The organism is Rhizobium sp. BK491 (assembly GCF_014194925.1).
GTDB lineage: Bacteria > Pseudomonadota > Alphaproteobacteria > Rhizobiales > Rhizobiaceae > Rhizobium.
The window spans coordinates 717,068-733,030 of record NZ_JACIAR010000004.1; the positions used below are offsets into that span (position 1 = coordinate 717,068).

Annotated in this window: 17 protein-coding genes; 9 read left to right on the forward strand and 8 right to left on the reverse strand. The window is 59.0% G+C overall.

Features of this window, described 5'->3' with window-relative positions; genetic code table 11:
- Positions 1-20 precede the first annotated feature (20 nt).
- The 5 genes from FHX05_RS21625 to FHX05_RS21645 form a co-directional block, all read right to left on the reverse strand.
- On the reverse strand, positions 21-764 hold the full coding sequence (locus tag FHX05_RS21625; RefSeq protein WP_183713759.1) for an aspartate/glutamate racemase family protein: 744 nt from the start codon (positions 762-764) through the stop codon (positions 21-23).
- Between the two features lie 4 nt (positions 765-768).
- On the reverse strand, positions 769-1,590 hold the full coding sequence (locus FHX05_RS21630) for an ABC transporter permease (protein WP_112339273.1): 822 nt from the start codon (positions 1,588-1,590) through the stop codon (positions 769-771).
- 1 nt (position 1,591) lies between these two features.
- A complete protein-coding gene (locus tag FHX05_RS21635; protein WP_149635707.1) occupies positions 1,592-2,503 on the reverse strand; it encodes an ABC transporter permease in 912 nt (303 codons plus the stop codon).
- A gap of 69 nt (positions 2,504-2,572) precedes the next feature.
- Complete coding sequence (locus FHX05_RS21640; protein WP_112400365.1) at positions 2,573-3,871, reverse strand: PotD/PotF family extracellular solute-binding protein; 1,299 nt, start codon at positions 3,869-3,871, stop codon at positions 2,573-2,575.
- 29 nt (positions 3,872-3,900) lie between these two features.
- Positions 3,901-4,989 carry an ABC transporter ATP-binding protein gene (locus FHX05_RS21645; RefSeq protein WP_183874398.1) on the reverse strand — a complete coding sequence of 363 codons (1,089 nt, stop codon included), beginning with the start codon at positions 4,987-4,989 and terminating at the stop codon, positions 3,901-3,903.
- A 266-nt stretch (positions 4,990-5,255) separates the two neighbouring features.
- Here FHX05_RS21645 and FHX05_RS21650 point away from each other — a divergent pair, with 266 nt between their 5' ends.
- Positions 5,256-5,969, forward strand: a complete 714-nt coding sequence (locus tag FHX05_RS21650) for a GntR family transcriptional regulator (protein WP_246699032.1) — start codon at positions 5,256-5,258, stop codon at positions 5,967-5,969.
- 60 nt (positions 5,970-6,029) lie between these two features.
- The gene (locus FHX05_RS21655; RefSeq protein ID WP_183874400.1) at positions 6,030-7,232 is read left to right on the forward strand and encodes an amidohydrolase family protein; all 1,203 of its coding nucleotides are present in this window, start codon (positions 6,030-6,032) and stop codon (positions 7,230-7,232) included.
- A gap of 33 nt (positions 7,233-7,265) precedes the next feature.
- Here FHX05_RS21655 and FHX05_RS30795 read toward each other — a convergent pair whose 3' ends face one another.
- Both FHX05_RS30795 and FHX05_RS21660 read right to left on the reverse strand, forming a co-directional pair.
- Positions 7,266-7,400: a hypothetical protein gene (locus FHX05_RS30795; RefSeq protein ID WP_015343038.1), complete on the reverse strand. Its 135-nt coding sequence runs from the start codon at positions 7,398-7,400 to the stop codon at positions 7,266-7,268.
- Positions 7,401-7,767: 367 nt separating this feature from the next.
- Positions 7,768-8,022, reverse strand: a complete 255-nt coding sequence (locus FHX05_RS21660; protein ID WP_183874402.1) for a hypothetical protein — start codon at positions 8,020-8,022, stop codon at positions 7,768-7,770.
- Positions 8,023-8,215: 193 nt separating this feature from the next.
- Here FHX05_RS21660 and FHX05_RS21665 point away from each other — a divergent pair, with 193 nt between their 5' ends.
- The 6 genes from FHX05_RS21665 to ugpC all read left to right on the forward strand — a co-directional run bounded on the left by FHX05_RS21665 (position 8,216) and on the right by ugpC (position 14,298).
- Positions 8,216-8,911 (forward strand): FadR/GntR family transcriptional regulator, encoded by a 696-nt coding sequence (locus FHX05_RS21665; protein ID WP_112339265.1) that lies wholly within the window; start codon positions 8,216-8,218, stop codon positions 8,909-8,911.
- Entirely contained in the window at positions 8,908-10,074 is a 1,167-nt protein-coding gene (locus tag FHX05_RS21670) for a PLP-dependent transferase (protein WP_183874406.1), read from the forward strand. Before FHX05_RS21665 ends, FHX05_RS21670 begins: the two co-directional genes overlap by 4 nt.
- Before the next feature lie 41 nt (positions 10,075-10,115).
- On the forward strand, positions 10,116-11,375 hold the full coding sequence (locus FHX05_RS21675) for a sugar ABC transporter substrate-binding protein (RefSeq protein WP_183874408.1): 1,260 nt from the start codon (positions 10,116-10,118) through the stop codon (positions 11,373-11,375).
- A 90-nt stretch (positions 11,376-11,465) separates the two neighbouring features.
- Positions 11,466-12,401, forward strand: coding sequence for a sugar ABC transporter permease (locus FHX05_RS21680; protein WP_183874410.1), 936 nt, complete (start codon positions 11,466-11,468; stop codon positions 12,399-12,401).
- 3 nt (positions 12,402-12,404) lie between these two features.
- Positions 12,405-13,235, forward strand: coding sequence for a carbohydrate ABC transporter permease (locus tag FHX05_RS21685; RefSeq protein WP_112603612.1), 831 nt, complete (start codon positions 12,405-12,407; stop codon positions 13,233-13,235).
- A 4-nt stretch (positions 13,236-13,239) separates the two neighbouring features.
- A complete protein-coding gene (ugpC, locus tag FHX05_RS21690) occupies positions 13,240-14,298 on the forward strand; it encodes a sn-glycerol-3-phosphate ABC transporter ATP-binding protein UgpC (RefSeq protein ID WP_183874412.1) in 1,059 nt (352 codons plus the stop codon).
- Between the two features lie 20 nt (positions 14,299-14,318).
- Here the strand turns inward: ugpC and FHX05_RS21695 are convergent, their stop codons facing one another.
- The gene (locus tag FHX05_RS21695) at positions 14,319-15,464 is read right to left on the reverse strand and encodes a Xaa-Pro peptidase family protein (protein WP_183874414.1); all 1,146 of its coding nucleotides are present in this window, start codon (positions 15,462-15,464) and stop codon (positions 14,319-14,321) included.
- Positions 15,465-15,686: 222 nt separating this feature from the next.
- On the opposite strand from FHX05_RS21695, the gene FHX05_RS21700 reads away from it, so the two are divergent.
- Positions 15,687-15,914 carry a DUF1127 domain-containing protein gene (locus tag FHX05_RS21700; RefSeq protein ID WP_183874416.1) on the forward strand — a complete coding sequence of 76 codons (228 nt, stop codon included), beginning with the start codon at positions 15,687-15,689 and terminating at the stop codon, positions 15,912-15,914.
- The last annotated feature ends 49 nt before the right edge of the window (positions 15,915-15,963 follow it).

The window sequence follows — 15,963 nt, forward strand, 5'->3', positions numbered from 1 at the left end:
AAATATGAATTGTGATGAGGTTAAGCCGACGCCGCAGCCGGCGCAAAATCCTGCATCGCACCTGAAAAAGACTTGGTCAATGGGGAGGCGTAGGAACTGCGCTTGCTGGTAGATAGGCCCAGCGACACCAAAGCTTCGGCCTGCTTGACCGCTGCGGCGACACCATCCACGACCGGGACGCCGTAGATCGACTGCAGCTGCTTTGCGAGATCCGCCATGCCGGCACAGCCGAGGACGATGGCTTCCGCGCCATCTTCGGCAAGCGCGCGTTCGATTTCCGCCCGCAGCTTTCCGATTGCTCCCGAAGACGAATCTTCAAGCTCGAGCACGGGGATATCGGAGGCGCGAACTTTCGCCCGCGCGCCCATGCCATAACGATGGACGAGATTGTCGATGAGGATGCGCGAGCGTTCGAGCGTCGTCACCACGCTGAAGCGCTGTGCCAGAAAGCCGGCCGTGGCTACGGCCGCTTCGCAGAGACCGACGACAGGTACGTCGCAGAACATGCGGGCGGCTTCCAGACCGGTGTCGTCGAAACAGCAGATGATCGCGGCGTCATAGCCTTCGGCCTGCCTCTCCTTCAGCTCGCGCAGCATGCCGGGCACGGCGATAGCGCCGTCATAATAGCCCTCGATCGAAGCCGGCCCCATCTGCGAGGTGGCAGCGATGATCTCCGTGCCGGGGCCCGCTACGGCACGCGCAGCGATTGCCGCCTTCTCCGTCATGGAAACGGTCGTGTTCGGATTGATAAGCAGCAGGCGCATGATCTCAACTTTTCTTGGCTTGGCGGCGGCCGAGCATGGTCATGACCGCAAGCGCCAGCAGGATAATGGTGAAGGAAAAGAGCGTCGTCACCGTCCCCAACGCGTAAAGAACTGGCGTCGTGACATTCGTCGTCATCCCGTAAATTTCGAGCGGCAGGGTATTGTAGGTGCCTGATGTCATCAGGGTGCGGGCAAACTCGTCATAGGACAGCGTGAAGCCGAAGAGGCCGACACCGATCAGGCTCGGAGCAATCATCGGCAACACCACATGGCGGAAGGTTTGCCAAGAACTGGCGCCAAGATCGCGAGCCGCCTCCTCATAGGCCGGCGAAAACCGGTTGAAGACGGCAAACATGATCAGCACGCCGAACGGCAAGGTCCAGGTGAGATGCGCGCCGAAGGCGGAGGAATACCACGCCGGCGCGATGCCGCCCTGCTGAAAGACGACGCCGATCCCCAGCGAAATGATGATGGATGGGACGACGAGGCTGGCGACGGTCGCATAGAACAGGAATGTCGAGCCGCGAAAACGGCGACGGAAGGCAAGCCCGGCAAGCAGCGAGACGACGACGGTCACGATCATGACCATCACGCCGAGGATCAAGGAACGCTGGAACGATGCGCCGAAGTCTCCGACCGCCTGCTTCTCGAAGAGGTTGGCGAACCAATGCAGCGAGACGCCATTCAACGGGAAGGTCAGGCCGCCGTCAGGCCCCTGGAAGGACAAGATGATGACCGCCGAGAGCGGACCATAAAGAAACAGCACGAAAATCGTGAAGAAGATTGCCAGAAGATAGAATTCCAGGCCGCGCTTTTCACTGTTCATCTTAGAGTTCCTTGCGGATGTCGACGATGCGCAGGATGGCAGCGACCATCAGCAATACGACGATCAGAAGCACGACCGCGTTGGCGGCGGCGGCGGGATATTGCAGCAGCGACATCTGGTTCTTCATCATCAGCGCAATGGATGCGCTCTGGCCACCCGACATCACCTGAACGGTGGAGAAATCCGCCATGACGAGCGTGACGACGAAGATGCTGCCGATCGCCATGCCCGGCTTGGCAAGCGGGATGACGACATTCCACAGCACCTGCCATCCGCTGGCGCCGGCATCGCGCGCGGCTTCGAACAGAGAACGGTCGATGCGCATCAGCGTGTTGAAGATCGGCGTCACCATGAACAGCGTGTAGAGATGCACCATCGCGAGCACGACGGCGAAATCGGAATAAAGCAGCCATTCTATCGGCTTTGGGATCAGGCCCATTTCGATCAGCGTCGAATTGACAAGTCCGTTGCGCCCGAGGACGGGTATCCACGAGATCATGCGGATGATGTTGGAAGTCATGAAAGGCACGGTGCAGACGAGGAAAAGGATCATCTGCGTCGAGGTGCGGCGAATATGGAAAGCCAGAAAATAGGCGACCCAGAAGCCGATGAAGAGCGTCAGCGCCCAGACAATTGCTGTGAATTTCAATGTGTTGAGGTAGGTTTTCCATGTAACCCACGAACCGAGTGTATCGGTGTAATTCGTGGTCAGGAACGCCGGATAGAGGCCAGCGAAATCATAATCCCAGAAACTGACGATGCCGATCATGGCGATCGGCAACAGGAAGAAGAAGCCGAGAATGAGAAACAGCGGCGTTGCCTGCAGATAGGCGACGGCCCAGCCGGGTACGGCAAATCCACGCCCGGGCTTCTGAGTTTCCTGCTCCGCATCCGAGGAAGCGATTGTCGCCATAGTCCGGCCTCTCCATTGCTAGGATCCTCTCCCCGTCTTTGAAGGGGAGAGGAAATGATCGATCGCAGCTTAGGCAGCGATGAATTCGTTCCAGCGACGAACCATGTAGCGGTCCTCATCCATGACCGAGTTCCAGCAGGCGACGGCACCCATACGGGTTTCGAAGGAGCCGCCGTCGCGAACGGCGCCCGCCTTCTCCATCACCTTGCCTTCCGGAGAGAGGATATCGCCCTGCGCCGGCTTGCCTTCGATCCAGTAGCCCCATTCGTCGGCCGACATGAAGTTCTTGGCCGTTTCCATGCAGGCGGAGTAATAGCCCTGGCGGTTGAGGTAGCCGCCGACCCAGCCGGAGGTGTACCAATTGATATATTCATAAGCCGCGTCGAGCTGTGCGCCCTTGAGATGCGAGGCGAGGCCGAGGCCGCCGCCCCACGCGCGATAGCCTTCCTTAAGCGGCTGGAAGGTGCAGGCAATACCCTTGGAGCGGACTGCAGCAACCGCCGGCGACCACATGGACTGGATGACCACTTCGCCCGATGCCATCAGATTGACGCTCTCGTCGAAGGACTTCCAGAAAGCGCGGAACTGGCCATCGCCCTTGGTCTTGATCAGGAAGTCGATGGTCTTGTCGATTTCCGCCTTCGTCATGTTGCCCTTGTCGGCATATTTGATCTTGCCGGCAGCTTCCATGATCATCGCCGCGTCCATGATGCCGATGGACGGGATATTGAGGATCGCGGTCTTGCCCTTGAAGGCCGGATCGAGAATGTCGGCCCAGCTGGTGATCGGACGACCGGTGAGATCGGGACGGATACCGAGCGTATCGGCATTGTAGATGGTCGGAACCATCGTCATCCACTGCGTCGGCTCTTTGGCGAATTTCTTCGAGCCCTGCCCTTCGACAAAGCCCACCGTGTGCGGCGCCGTGCCCTGCGCGATGACGCTGTCGGGCTTCAGCTTGCCGTTGATGAAGAGCGGCACGATCTTGTCGTAATATTTGAGCTTCTTGACGTCCATCGGCTGCATGACGCCAGTCGGGAAAACCTTCTTGGCGATCCAGTATTCGATGTCGGCGATATCGTAGCTGTTCGGCTGCGTCACGGCTCGCTGTGCCGCAGCATCCGAATCGGTCGCCGTCATCTCGAGCGTAATGCCGAGATCGGCCTTGCACTTCTCCGCAATGGCATTGATGTTCGAAACGCCGGTACCGAACTGGCGCAGCGTAATGTTCGATTGCGCCCAGATGGTCGGAAAGCCGGTGATGGCGCCGGAGCCGGCCATGGCGCCGAGAGCGGCAGCGCCGGTCTTCAGCAGCGAACGGCGGGAAATGCCTTTCGTCGTCTTGGTAGTCTTGGTTTCAGTCGTCATGTCAGTTCCCCTTTTTTGATAGTTTGGATTCATGCGGATACACGGCCGAGAAGGATTGCATCCTCCTGAGCCCAACTCAGTGAGACGGCATCGCCGACGGCAATCGATCTGGCGGCAGCATCGTCGTTGCTTGCGATCACGGTGAAATCGTCGCTGCCGGCACCGATCACGGTGATCTTCAGCGTTGCGCCGCGATATTCGACATTGGAGACGACGCCGTTAAAGCCCAGTCCTTTGTCCGATGGCTGCGAAAGCCGGACGCGGTCGGTGCGCACAGCGATATCGACGGCTTCGCCGACGGCGCGACCTGACCCTCTTACAGAGAAGCCCTGCCCTTCCGGCGCGGTCATGGTGATTACGCCATCTTCGTTCGACGTTATGCGACCGGATAAGACATTATGGTCACCCATGAAGCGGGCAACGAAGGCCGTCGCGGGATGTTCGAAAACCTCCCGCGGCGATCCCGCCTGCTCGATCCGGCCGTCATTCATGATGACCATGATATCGGCAAGCGCCATCGCCTCTTCCTGGCTGTGCGTGACATGAACGAAAGTGATGCCGAGCGACTTCTGCAGCTTCTTAAGCTCAGCGCGCATGCGGATCTTCAGGAAGGGATCGAGCGCTGACAGCGGCTCGTCCAACAGCAGAGCTTCCGGATCGGTGATCAGGGCGCGGGCCAGCGCGACACGCTGTTGCTGTCCGCCTGAGAGCTGAGCCGGACGGCGGGTCGCATAGGCTTCCATCTGCATGAGCTTCAGCATGTCGAGCGCCTTCGCGCGGCGCTCTTCCTTGTCGACACCCTTCATCTTCAGGCTGAAGGCGACATTGTCGATAAGGTCCAGATGGGGAAACAGCGCATAGGACTGGAACATCATCGCCGTGCCACGTCTGGCGGGCGGGAAGTCGGTGACGACGGTATTGCCAAGCCTGATGTCGCCCGAGGAAATGCCCTCGTGACCCGCAATCATGCGCAAGGTCGATGTCTTGCCGCAACCGGATGGGCCGAGGAAACAGCAATAGGAGCCCGCCGGTATCTTCAGACTGATCGCATGGACTGCCGTGGTCGTGCCGTAGACCTTCGAAACGGACACTATATCGATCTCTGCCGCTTTCGACATCATCTTCCCCTGTGGTTTGGGAAAGACACTGCATCAATCGTGCCAGTTTTGCGGAGGCTGACTAACCGACTGAATTTACTTAATTTTAGCCCGGGAGAGAAATTATGCTTCTCAATAGGCAATCATGAATCTGCACAGGAATTAGGCTATTGTGCGCGATTTATGCAAAATATCGTATACACTTTTGGCCCCGTTTGCATCAGATTTCGTTTAACTTCCGCGCGAAACCTGTCTATCATTGCAGCCAGTTACTCAGGCTACCGATCATGAATTCTTCAGCAGATGCGCTTTTGACGCCCGGCGACGCTACCGACAGTGGCGCGCAACAGATCCGCGAGGCCATTCGCGACGCGATCGTCGAGCGCCGGCTCGCACCCGGAACGAAACTGTCCGAAAGCGATGTCGGCGCTCTCTTCAGCGTCAGCCGGACTCTGGCACGTGCCGCCCTGCAGGCTCTTTCCTATGAAGGACTCGTCAGCGTCGAAAAGAACCGAGGCGCTTTCGTCGCCTATCCATCGCCCGAGGAAGCGCGACAGATATTCGCTGCGCGTCGCCTGGTCGAGCCTGGGATACTGAGATCGGCAGCCGAACGTATCACCGCGCCTCAGCTCGCACAGCTCCGGCAGCTCCTCGTGGAAGAAGGCCGCTTGATGGGAGAGCGCGGTCAACCCGCGCGCCGGGCCGAGATCAAGGCCTCGGGCGACTTTCATCTCATGCTCGCGTCGATATCGGGCAATCTCATCATGCAGCGCTTCATGGAAGAGCTTGTCGCCCGCTCCTCGCTGGTAATCGCGCTCTACGGACAATCAAGCGCCTCCAGTTGCGGCCATGCCGAGCATGGCGATATTATCACCGCACTGGAGCGCAAGGATGTCGACACAGCCTGTGACCTAATGCTTCGTCATATCGCCCATATCGAGGCCGATCTCGACCTACGTGAGCGCAAGAGCTTCGGCCTGAAAGAAGCGTTCGAGCGGTAAGACATCTGTCATCCAGACGGTTCGCGCGCGACCGGTAGCCATGGATTCAAGGAGAAAAAATTGAGCACGATCGAAACGCTCTTCACCCGAGCCAAGCTTGCCGATGGCACTATCAAGGATATCGGCGTCACGGACGGGCGGATCGTGTCGATCACGGAGACCGGAGCGCCGATCTCTGCCTCCGAGCTCATCGACCTCGAAGGCGCCCTCGTGGTGCCGGGCTTCGTCGAAGGGCACATTCATCTCGACACCAGCTTCTACGGTGACGCCTGGATACCGCACAAGCCCTGCACCAACGGCTTCGATGTCCACGAGCGTGTCGCCTTCCAGGCGCAAAACATGGCGCAGGCCGCGCCGATGGACGAAAGGGCCAGAAACCAGCTCGACCTCTGCATCGCCAATGGCAGCACATATATGCGCAGCCATGTTATGGTGGACGGTTCCGTTGGATTGAAGTCGCTGGAGACTGTGCTTGCCGTACGCGAAGAATACTGCGGATTGATCGACATCCAGCTCGTTGCCTTTCCGCAAAGTGGCATTCTGAAAAGCCCCGGCACGCCCGAGCTTCTGGATCAGGCAATCGCCATGGGTGCCGATCTCGTCGGTGGGCTCGATCCTGCAAGCTTCGATCGTGATGTCGAAAAACATCTCGATGTCGTTTTCGGCGTCGCCGAGAAGCATGGCGTCGATGTCGACATCCATCTTCATGACGGCGGCACGCTCGGGCTCTTCACCGTCGAGCAGATCTGCGCTCGCACCCGCGCGCTCTCCATGGGCGGACATGTCGCGATCAGCCATGCCTATGGGCTTGGCGATCTCTCGATCGAGGCAGCCAAGCGTGCCGCGGCTCTCATCGCCGAGAGCGGTATCTCCATCATGACCAACGCACCCGGCGCCCACACCTTCCCGCCCGTCGCCCTGCTTCGGGCTGCCGGTGTCACCGTTTTCAGCGGCAGCGACAATATCCGCGATTCATGGTGGCCCTATGGTGATGGCGACATGTTGGGCCGCGCAATGATGATCGGCTATCGGTCGGGCTTCTATACTGACGACGAATTGAGGACGGCCTTCGATGTCGTGACCGAGAGCGGCGCCAAAGCTCTGCGCCTGGCTGATTACGGCTTGAAGATCGGTGCCAAAGCCGATTTCGTTACCTTGAAGGCGGAGCATGTTCCCGAGGCGGTCGTTGCAGTACCGAAAGGACGCGCTGTCTACAAGGCGGGCAAGCTCGTCGCCAGAGACGGGACCGTCTTGCGGCGTTGATCGAGCACTACGGCTACGAATCGGCAAGCGCTGCTAGCGCTTCAACTCACGTTCGAATTTTTCGATCTGCTGCAGGACCCACGGATCATCGGCGGAGTGCTGGAGCGTTTCCTGTTCCGGCTGCCGCTTCCGGCAAATCCAATCGATGAAGGCACGAAGCAGGCGCATGTGGGTATCCAAGGTTCTCAGTGTCTGCGAGGCCCGGCGACACAGCCCGGAAGCCAGAAACCGGGCCTCGACGACCGCAAGGCGTTGCGGTCATTGCTTTTTGCCCGCGTGAAAATGAATGCCAGCTGAACGGATTGCACGGCACGATGGTTTGACCATGGCTTTGCAGCCAGTGAGGGAAGTCTGCAAACTGACCGCGCTTTACAAATAAATGCTTTTTTCCTTGAGCGTACCGCTATCGCCAAAACTGACCTAGTCGGGAGAGAAGGCGACCGTTAGACAATGCCGCGTCGCTTCCGATTTCCCCGGAGCGGCACAAGCTTAGCCTCGCCTGTGCGGGGCTTTTTTCTTTTCTGGATACGCTTACTCAGCGCCGCGGCTCGCCGCCCGGTGCATAGACCGTGTCCTGCTCGAAAGGAAACACCGAGCCGCATCGGCAGCGGATCATATGCTTGCGCGGATCGGTCGACGGCCGTTCCGTGGAAAAGCCGCGCGGCATCTCGTCTATCTTGAAATCGCGGCTCATCGCCCGACGATCGTCAGTTTCGGAGACTTCGGCAAAGCCGGTGTGGTCGCATTTCGCGCATTCCAGCTTCCGTGAATATCGATCTCTAGCGGCCATTCTCTTCCAGCCCGGGACTCACAACACGTTCCTTCTATCAGCGCTGCCGGTGCTCTTGAAGGCCGCAAACAACCTTCGCTGCTGCTCGCTCTGCGTCCTTAAAAATTTAAGGGCCGGAAAAATGACCGCGTCGAGAAAAAGAGATTGACCTGACGGCAGATGTCAGACCAATTTACCATCCATGACGAGACCCATGCTTAGCCCTCTTCCTTCCATTGATCGGACGCAGCAAGTCATCGAGGCGCTGTCGACCTTCATCGAATCGTCCAAGCTACAGGCCGGCGACCGGCTTCCGACCGAGCGCGAGCTGATGGCCGCCCTTTCGGTAGGACGCTCCACCATTCGCGAGGTAATCACCTACTTCCAGGCGCTCGGCGTCATGGAAACGCGCAAAGGCAGTGGCACCTACCTGCTGAAGCCGGTTTCGAAGGCGACGATCCATATGCCGCTTTCCTTCAACCCGTCACACCTGCGCGATGCGCTGTTGCAGACGCTGGAGGTCCGCCGCGGCATCGAATGTGAAGCCGGCATGGTGGCTGCGAGAAAGCGAACCGACGAAGACCTCGTCATCATCGAAGAGAAGCTCAACGAGATGGAGCGCGTGCACATGGCCAAGGGCACATCCGGGCCTGAGGACCTCGCCTTCCATCTTGCCGTCTATGACGCCACCCACAATCCGCTGTTCCGGCAACTTCTCGAACAGATGCGCGAAACCTTCGAGCGCTTCTGGGAGCATCCTTTCGACCGGCAGGATTTTGCCCGCCGGTCCTTCCCCTATCATCGCACGCTGTTCAACGCGATCGCCGACCAGGATCCCGAGGCTGCGCGCGCCGAAACATTGAAAATTCTCGACGTGGTCGAGGAAGACATCAAGGAAATGTCCAAATGACTGACGGGTTAGAGCCGTTCGAACTTGCCTCCCTCATCACCGCCCATGACGACGGCAACTTCGCCGATGCCGTAGTGCCGCCGATCTTCCAGACCTCGCTTTTCACCTTTTCCAGCTATGACGAGATGATCGCCTCCTATCGCGGCGAAAAGGTGCGGCCGACCTATACGCGTGGCCTCAACCCGACGGTGCGTCTGTTCGAGGAAATGCTGGCAAAGCTGGAGGGCGCCGAGGATGCGCTCGGTTTTGCCAGCGGCATGGCCGCGATATCGTCGGCCGTTTTAAGCTTTGTCGAGCCGGGCGACCGTATCGTTGCAGTCAAGCACGTCTATCCCGATGCCTTCCGCCTCTTCGGCACGGTTCTGAAACGCATGAAGGTCGAGGTGACCTATGTCGACGGCCGCGATGAGGAGGCTGTCGCCAAGGCGCTTCCCGGCGCCAAGGTTTTCTACATGGAAAGCCCGACGAGCTGGGTCATGGAAGCGCATGATGTGGGTGCACTTGCCGCACTCGCCAAACAGCACGGCGTCGTCTCGATGATCGACAACAGCTGGGCAACCCCCTTTTTCCAGCAGCCTTTGAAACTCGGCGTCGATCTCGTCATCCATTCCGCCTCCAAATATCTCGGTGGGCATAGCGACGTGGTCGCCGGTGTCGTCGCCGGTTCGAAGGAGATGATCGCGCGGCTGAAAGCCGAAGCCTATCCTTATCTCGGCGGCAAGCTTTCGCCCTTCGACGCATGGCTCCTGATCCGCGGCCTGCGCACGCTGCCGATCCGCATGAGGGCGCATGAGGCGGCGGCGATGACGATCGCCAAGCGGCTGCAGGAGCTCGATGTCGTCGAGCAGGTCTGCCATCCGGGCCTAGCCAACCGGCTGCCAGCCGGCCTGAACGGCACTTCCGGCCTGTTTTCATTCATCTTCCGCGAAGGCGTGGACGTGCGTGCGTTCGCGGATCACCTCAAGCTCTTCAAGCTGGGGGTGAGCTGGGGCGGGCATGAGAGCTTGATCGTGCCAGGCGAAGTCGTGCTGCAGCAGAAGGCGCAGCCGAATTCTGCGCATACCTTCGGCATCAACCCGCGCTCCGTACGTCTGCATGTCGGTCTCGAAGGAACCGAGGCTTTGTGGAAGGAACTCGAGGAGGCGATCGCCGCCGCCTCGTGACAACGTCAATCTGAGAGGAAAACCTAAAAAGGGGAACCAACATGAAAAGACTGATAACAGCAGCACTCTTTACCGCCTTGATGGGCGGCACCGCCTTTGCCGATACGACTTTGAAGCTCGTGGAAGTCATCACAAGCCCGGAGCGTACCGAGACGCTGAAGTCGATCGTTGCCAAATTCGAGGCCGCGAATCCCGGTACCAAGGTCGACATCATCTCCCTGCCCTGGAACGAAGCCTTCCAAAAGTTCGCCACCATGGTTTCGGCCGGCGATACGCCCGACGTGATGGAAATGCCTGATACCTGGCTGTCACTCTACGGCAATAACGGCATGCTCGAAAGCCTCGAGCCCTACCTCGCCAAGTGGGAACATACGAGTGAACTGACGCCGCGCGCGCTTCAACTCGGACGCGATGTCAAGAACACCGCCTATATGTTGCCTTACGGCTTCTATCTGCGCGCCATGTTCTACAACAAGAAGATCCTGAAGGATGCCGGCGTCGCCGAACCGCCGAAGACGTTGGACGAATTCGTCAAGGCATCCGAGGCCATCTCGAAATTGCCCGGCAAATACGGCTACTGCATGCGCGGCGGTCCGGGCGGTCTCAACGGCTGGATGATCTTTGCTGCCTCCATGGCCGGCGACAACAAATACTTCAAGGAGGACGGCACGTCGACGATGAACAGCCCGGGCTGGGCGAAGGGCATCGAGTGGATGGTCGATCTCTACAAGAAGGGCTATGCGCCGAAGGATAGCGTCAACTGGGGCTTCAACGAAGTCGTCGCCGGCTTCTATTCCGGCACCTGTGCCTTTCTCGACCAGGATCCGGATGCTCTGATCGCCGTTGCGGAACGCATGAAAAAGGATGATTTCGGCGTTGCACCGCTGCCGAAGGGTCCGGATGGCAAGTCCTTCCCGACCATTGGCTATGCCGGCTGGTCGATGTTCTCGACGAGCCAGAACAAGGATCTGTCCTGGAAGCTGATTGCAACCCTTGAAGGCAAGGAAGGCAATCTCGAGTGGAACAAGAAGATTGGTGCCCTGCCAGCCTATACGGCCGCGGAAAAGGACCCCTTCTACGCCGGCGATCAATTCAAGGGCTGGTTCCAGGAACTGGCCGACAAGGACACCGTTCCCACAGTGATGCCGACCTATCTTGAGGAATTCGCCTTCTTCAAGGATTCGCTGGCAATCAAGACGTCGCAGCAGGCGCTGCTCGGCGATATCTCGGCGAAGGACCTTGCCGATCAATGGGCCGATTACCTGACCAAGGCCCAGCAGAAATTCCTCGCGAAGAAATAGAACGTACATGCGGCGGCGGAGCGATCCGCCGCCATCTCTGCCCACTTGAAACAGACGGCGTTCGAACGCCGCGAATGGGAACTCTTACAGATGACTTCGATCACCGACACGCTCGACAGGCGTCACGACCGCAGGCCGTGGCTGAAGCGCCTCGCCGAAGCATCGGAACCGTATCTTTACAGCGCCCCTGCCCTGATCCTCATCATCGCCGTGATGCTGGTGCCGCTAACAATCGGCATATCCTACGCCTTCCGCGATATTCAGCTGCTCAATCCGTTTTCCGGCGGCTTCATCGGCCTGGAGCATTTTCGCGATCTCTCCAAGGATAAGGCCTTCTACTGGGCACTGAAGAATACGCTTTGGTGGACGGGCGCTTCCGTGATGCTGCAGTTCATCTTTGGGCTGATCCTGGCACTTCTTTTGGACAAACCCTTCTTCGGCAGATCGATCGTTCAGGCGCTCGTGTTCCTGCCCTGGGCCGTTCCCTCTTTCCTCGCCGGTCTCAACTGGTCCTGGCTGTTCAATCCGGTCATCGGCCCGATCCCGCATTGGCTTTATGCCATGGGCCTGATGAACGAGCCGAACAACATCCTCTCGGACCCGAATTATGCAATGTGGGGGCCGATCATCGCCAATGTCTGGTGGGGTATTCCCTTCTTCGCGATCACGCTTCTGGCGGCACTGCAGGCGATACCGCGCGATCTCTATGAGGCGGCTTCGATCGACGGCGCCGGCTGGTTCGAGCGCTTCCGCTCAATCACGCTTCCCTTCCTCGCACCGACCATCGCCATCACGGTCCTCCTGCGCACTGTCTGGGTGTCCAACTTCGCCGATCTGATCGTCGTCATGACGGGCGGCGGGCCGGCTGACCGCACGCAGATTGTTGCAAGCTACATCTTCACGCAGGCCTTCAAACGGTTGGATTTCGGCTATGCCTCGGCCATTGCGCTGGTGTTGCTGGTCCTCCTGCTTGCCTATTCCATGCTGATCATCCTGCTGCGGCAGACCCTGCTGAACAAGGATTGAGCCATGAGACGATCCGTCCTCCCAACCGTCGCGCATCGCCTGGCAATTCTTTGCTACGTCGTCTTCGCGCTCTTCCCGCTCTTCTGGCTGCTGAAAGTGTCGGTGACGCCGAACGATCTGCTCTATACCGAGGGCGTGCGCATGTGGCCGTCGCGCACGACCTGGGAACACTATGCCTTCGTGCTGCAGCACAGCGACTTCCCGACCTTCTTCAAGAACAGCCTGATCGTCTCCGCCTCGACGGCAATTGCCGTGACCTTCTGTGCGTCGCTCTCCGGCTATGCTCTCTCGCGCTTCAATTTCCGCGCCAAATACTGGATCGTGGCGCTGATGCTGCTGACGCAGATGTTTCCGCTGGTCATGCTTGTGGCACCGATCTTCAAGATCCTGACGCCGCTGCATCTGACCAACAGCCTGACCGGCCTTGTTGTCGTCTACACAGCCTTCAACGTGCCCTTCGCCACCTTCCTGATGCAGTCCTTCTTCGACGGCATTCCGAAGGATCTGGAAGAGGCAGCCATGATCGACGGCGCAACGCAGTTCACGGCTTTCCGGCAGATCATCCTGCCGCTGACGCTGCCCGGTATCGCAGCCACCCTCGGCTTCGTCTTCACGGCGGCATGGAGCGAGCTTCTCTTTGCGCTGATGCTCATCAACGGCAATCAGGCTGCGACCTTCCCGGTCGGGCTTCTCACCTTCGTCTCGAAATTCTCGGTGGATTTCGGACAGATGATGGCGGCGGGCGTCATGGCGCTGATTCCGGCGGCCCTCTTCTTCCTGCTCATCCAACGCTATCTCGTGCAGGGCCTGACGGCCGGCGCGGTCAAGGGTTAGTCATATGGCATCGATCGATATTCAGAACGTCAGGAAAGCCTACGGCCACGTGCAGGTGCTGCATGACATCGATCTCAGGATCAAGGACGGTGAGTTTGTTGTCCTCGTGGGTCCTTCCGGATGTGGCAAATCTACGCTTCTCAGGATGATTGCCGGCCTTGAGGACATCAGCGGCGGCGAAATCCGCATTGCCGACAATCGTGTCAACGAGCTGCATCCGAAAGACCGCGACATTGCCATGGTCTTCCAGTCCTATGCGCTCTATCCGCATATGAATGTCGCCGGCAACATGAGTTACAGCCTGCGGTTGCGGAAGATGGCCAAGGATGGCATTGCCAAGGCTGTCGCCGGCGCGGCATCCAAGCTCGGTCTCGATCCGCTACTGGAGCGCCGGCCGAAGGCCCTCTCCGGTGGCCAACGCCAGCGCGTCGCCATGGGCCGCGCCATCGTTCGCCAGCCGAAGGCCTTTCTCTTCGATGAGCCGCTATCGAATCTCGATGCTCGCCTGCGCGAGCAGATGCGCGCTGAAATCAAGAAGTTGCATGGCGATCTTAAAGCGACGTCGATCTATGTGACCCACGATCAGATCGAGGCGATGACGCTGGCGGATCGCATCGTCGCTATGCATGGCGGGGTCGTTCAGCAGGTCGGCAGCCCGCTTGAGCTTTATGATCGTCCCGCTAACCTCTTCGTCGCCGGCTTCATCGGTTCGCCCGGCATGAACTTTCTTGATGCGACTTACGAGGGCAATGCTGTCCAGCTCAAGGATGGCACGCTCGTTTCGCTTCCGGAGCCGCTAAAATTGGCAACCGCTGCGAAGGTCACGCTCGGCATTCGGCCGGAGCATGTCGTGCTGTCGTCCAACCCGTCCGACATGGCCGCCAACGTCGAACTCATCGAACCCACCGGCTTCGGCATCATCCTGCATCTTTCGCTGCACGGCCTGCCGTTCAAGGTGTTCACCTTGGATCGCACCGCTTTGAGCGCGGGCACGCAGGTACACGTCGCCTTCCCGGCGCAGCATCTGCATGTCTTCGATGAGGATGGAAAAAGGGCGGCTTGACGGCCGCCCGACTAAGACTCTCAGCTCGCAAACGGTTCGGTCGGCCCGCTGGACGGCTGCGTGAACCAGTGCGGGCCGTCCGTCGTCATATAGATATGATCCTCGAGCCGGATGCCGAATTTCTTCGGAAAGACGATCATCGGCTCGTTCGAGAAGCACATGCCGGCCTCAAGCACCGTCGCGTTGCCGCGCACAATATAAGGCTCCTCATGAATTTCCAAACCAAGGCCGTGACCGGCACGATGCGGCAGTCCCGGCAGCTTGTAGTCGGGGCCAAGCGAATGCCTGGCAAGTACCGCGCGAGCCGCATCGTCCAGGCTCGAGCAGGCGGCGCCCAGCTTTGCCGTCTCGAAAACGGCCTGCTGCGCCTCGCGTTCGATCGCCCAGGCATCTTCGAAGGCGCTGTCGCCGCTCTCCAACTTGTATGTGCGGGTGAGGTCGGAATGATAGCCGTCGATGCGGGCGCCCGTATCCACTAAGATGACGTCGTCTTCGCCAAGCGTCTGGTCGCCATCGGCGCCGTGTGGCAGTGACGTGGCTTCGCCGAAGGATACGATGCAGAAGGTCGAGCCGCCATCGGCGCCCGCCTCGCGATGCCGCCGGTCAATGAATTTGACGACTTCCGATGCGCGAATACCCGGCTTGAGCATGGCATGGGTCTGCTTATGCACGTCCAGTGTCAGGTTCATGGCATATTGAATGAGCGCGATTTCGGCTGGGGACTTGATCCGGCGCAGGCCATTGATGATCGGCCCGCCATTCACAAGCCTTTCAGCTCCAAGCTCGACGGCCAGCGCGTTGTAGAAGTAAAGCGGCATGTTGTCGTCGAGCGCCAAGATGCCCTTATCTCCCAGCGCACGGGCTATGAGTGCCGCGCTGCTCTCTTCCTCCTGCCATTCAAGAATTTCGGCCGGCAGATGCGGCAGGGTTTCCACCCTGCTGCGCTCGAAGCCCGGAACGATGTAATAGAGCTCTGTCGGCGTCACTAGCGCGCCGAGAAACCGCTCGCTTGCATGCCAGACTAGGCCGGTGAAATAGCGGAGGCTTTCGGTCGGCCCGAGCAACATACCGGCCCATCCCTTTGCATCGAGCAGCTTTCGAAGGCTCGAAAGGCGCTGTCGTCTTTCCTCTGCGGTAATCCGGGGTACTGGGTGTTGCCACGACATTCCTACTCTCCTCAATACTCTTCGCCCTGCATAGCTTATCGTCACGCCATGCGGAGCGGTGCCGACACTATCGCTCCTGCAAGACGTATGTCGACAAGAAAAATACAAATTTGCCGCTTTCTCGAAGGTCGCCGCCCCCGTTCGATAGCTAAATTATTTGACAGCGCGAATACGGCTCCGGTGGTTCACTGCTCTCATCGAAGCAACCGATGGAGTATCACCATGCAAGCCACAAGCATCATCACTTCTTCCGAAGAGGCCAGCACCTTCCGCAAGACTCGACCCGCGTCTTTCTCGACCTTGCTAGAGCTTGTACGTATGCTCGTACGCAAAATGGTCGAGCGCAGGAACCGCAATGCGCTTCTCGGGCTGTCGGACGATCAATTGAAAGACATTGGCCTTTCCCGCGGCCAGAATGGAAGCGATGTCCATATTTATAGCCGCTACTAAAAAGATGGCGCAGGATGTGTTAGGCTTCACTGGCGTGGCGGGCGTCAAC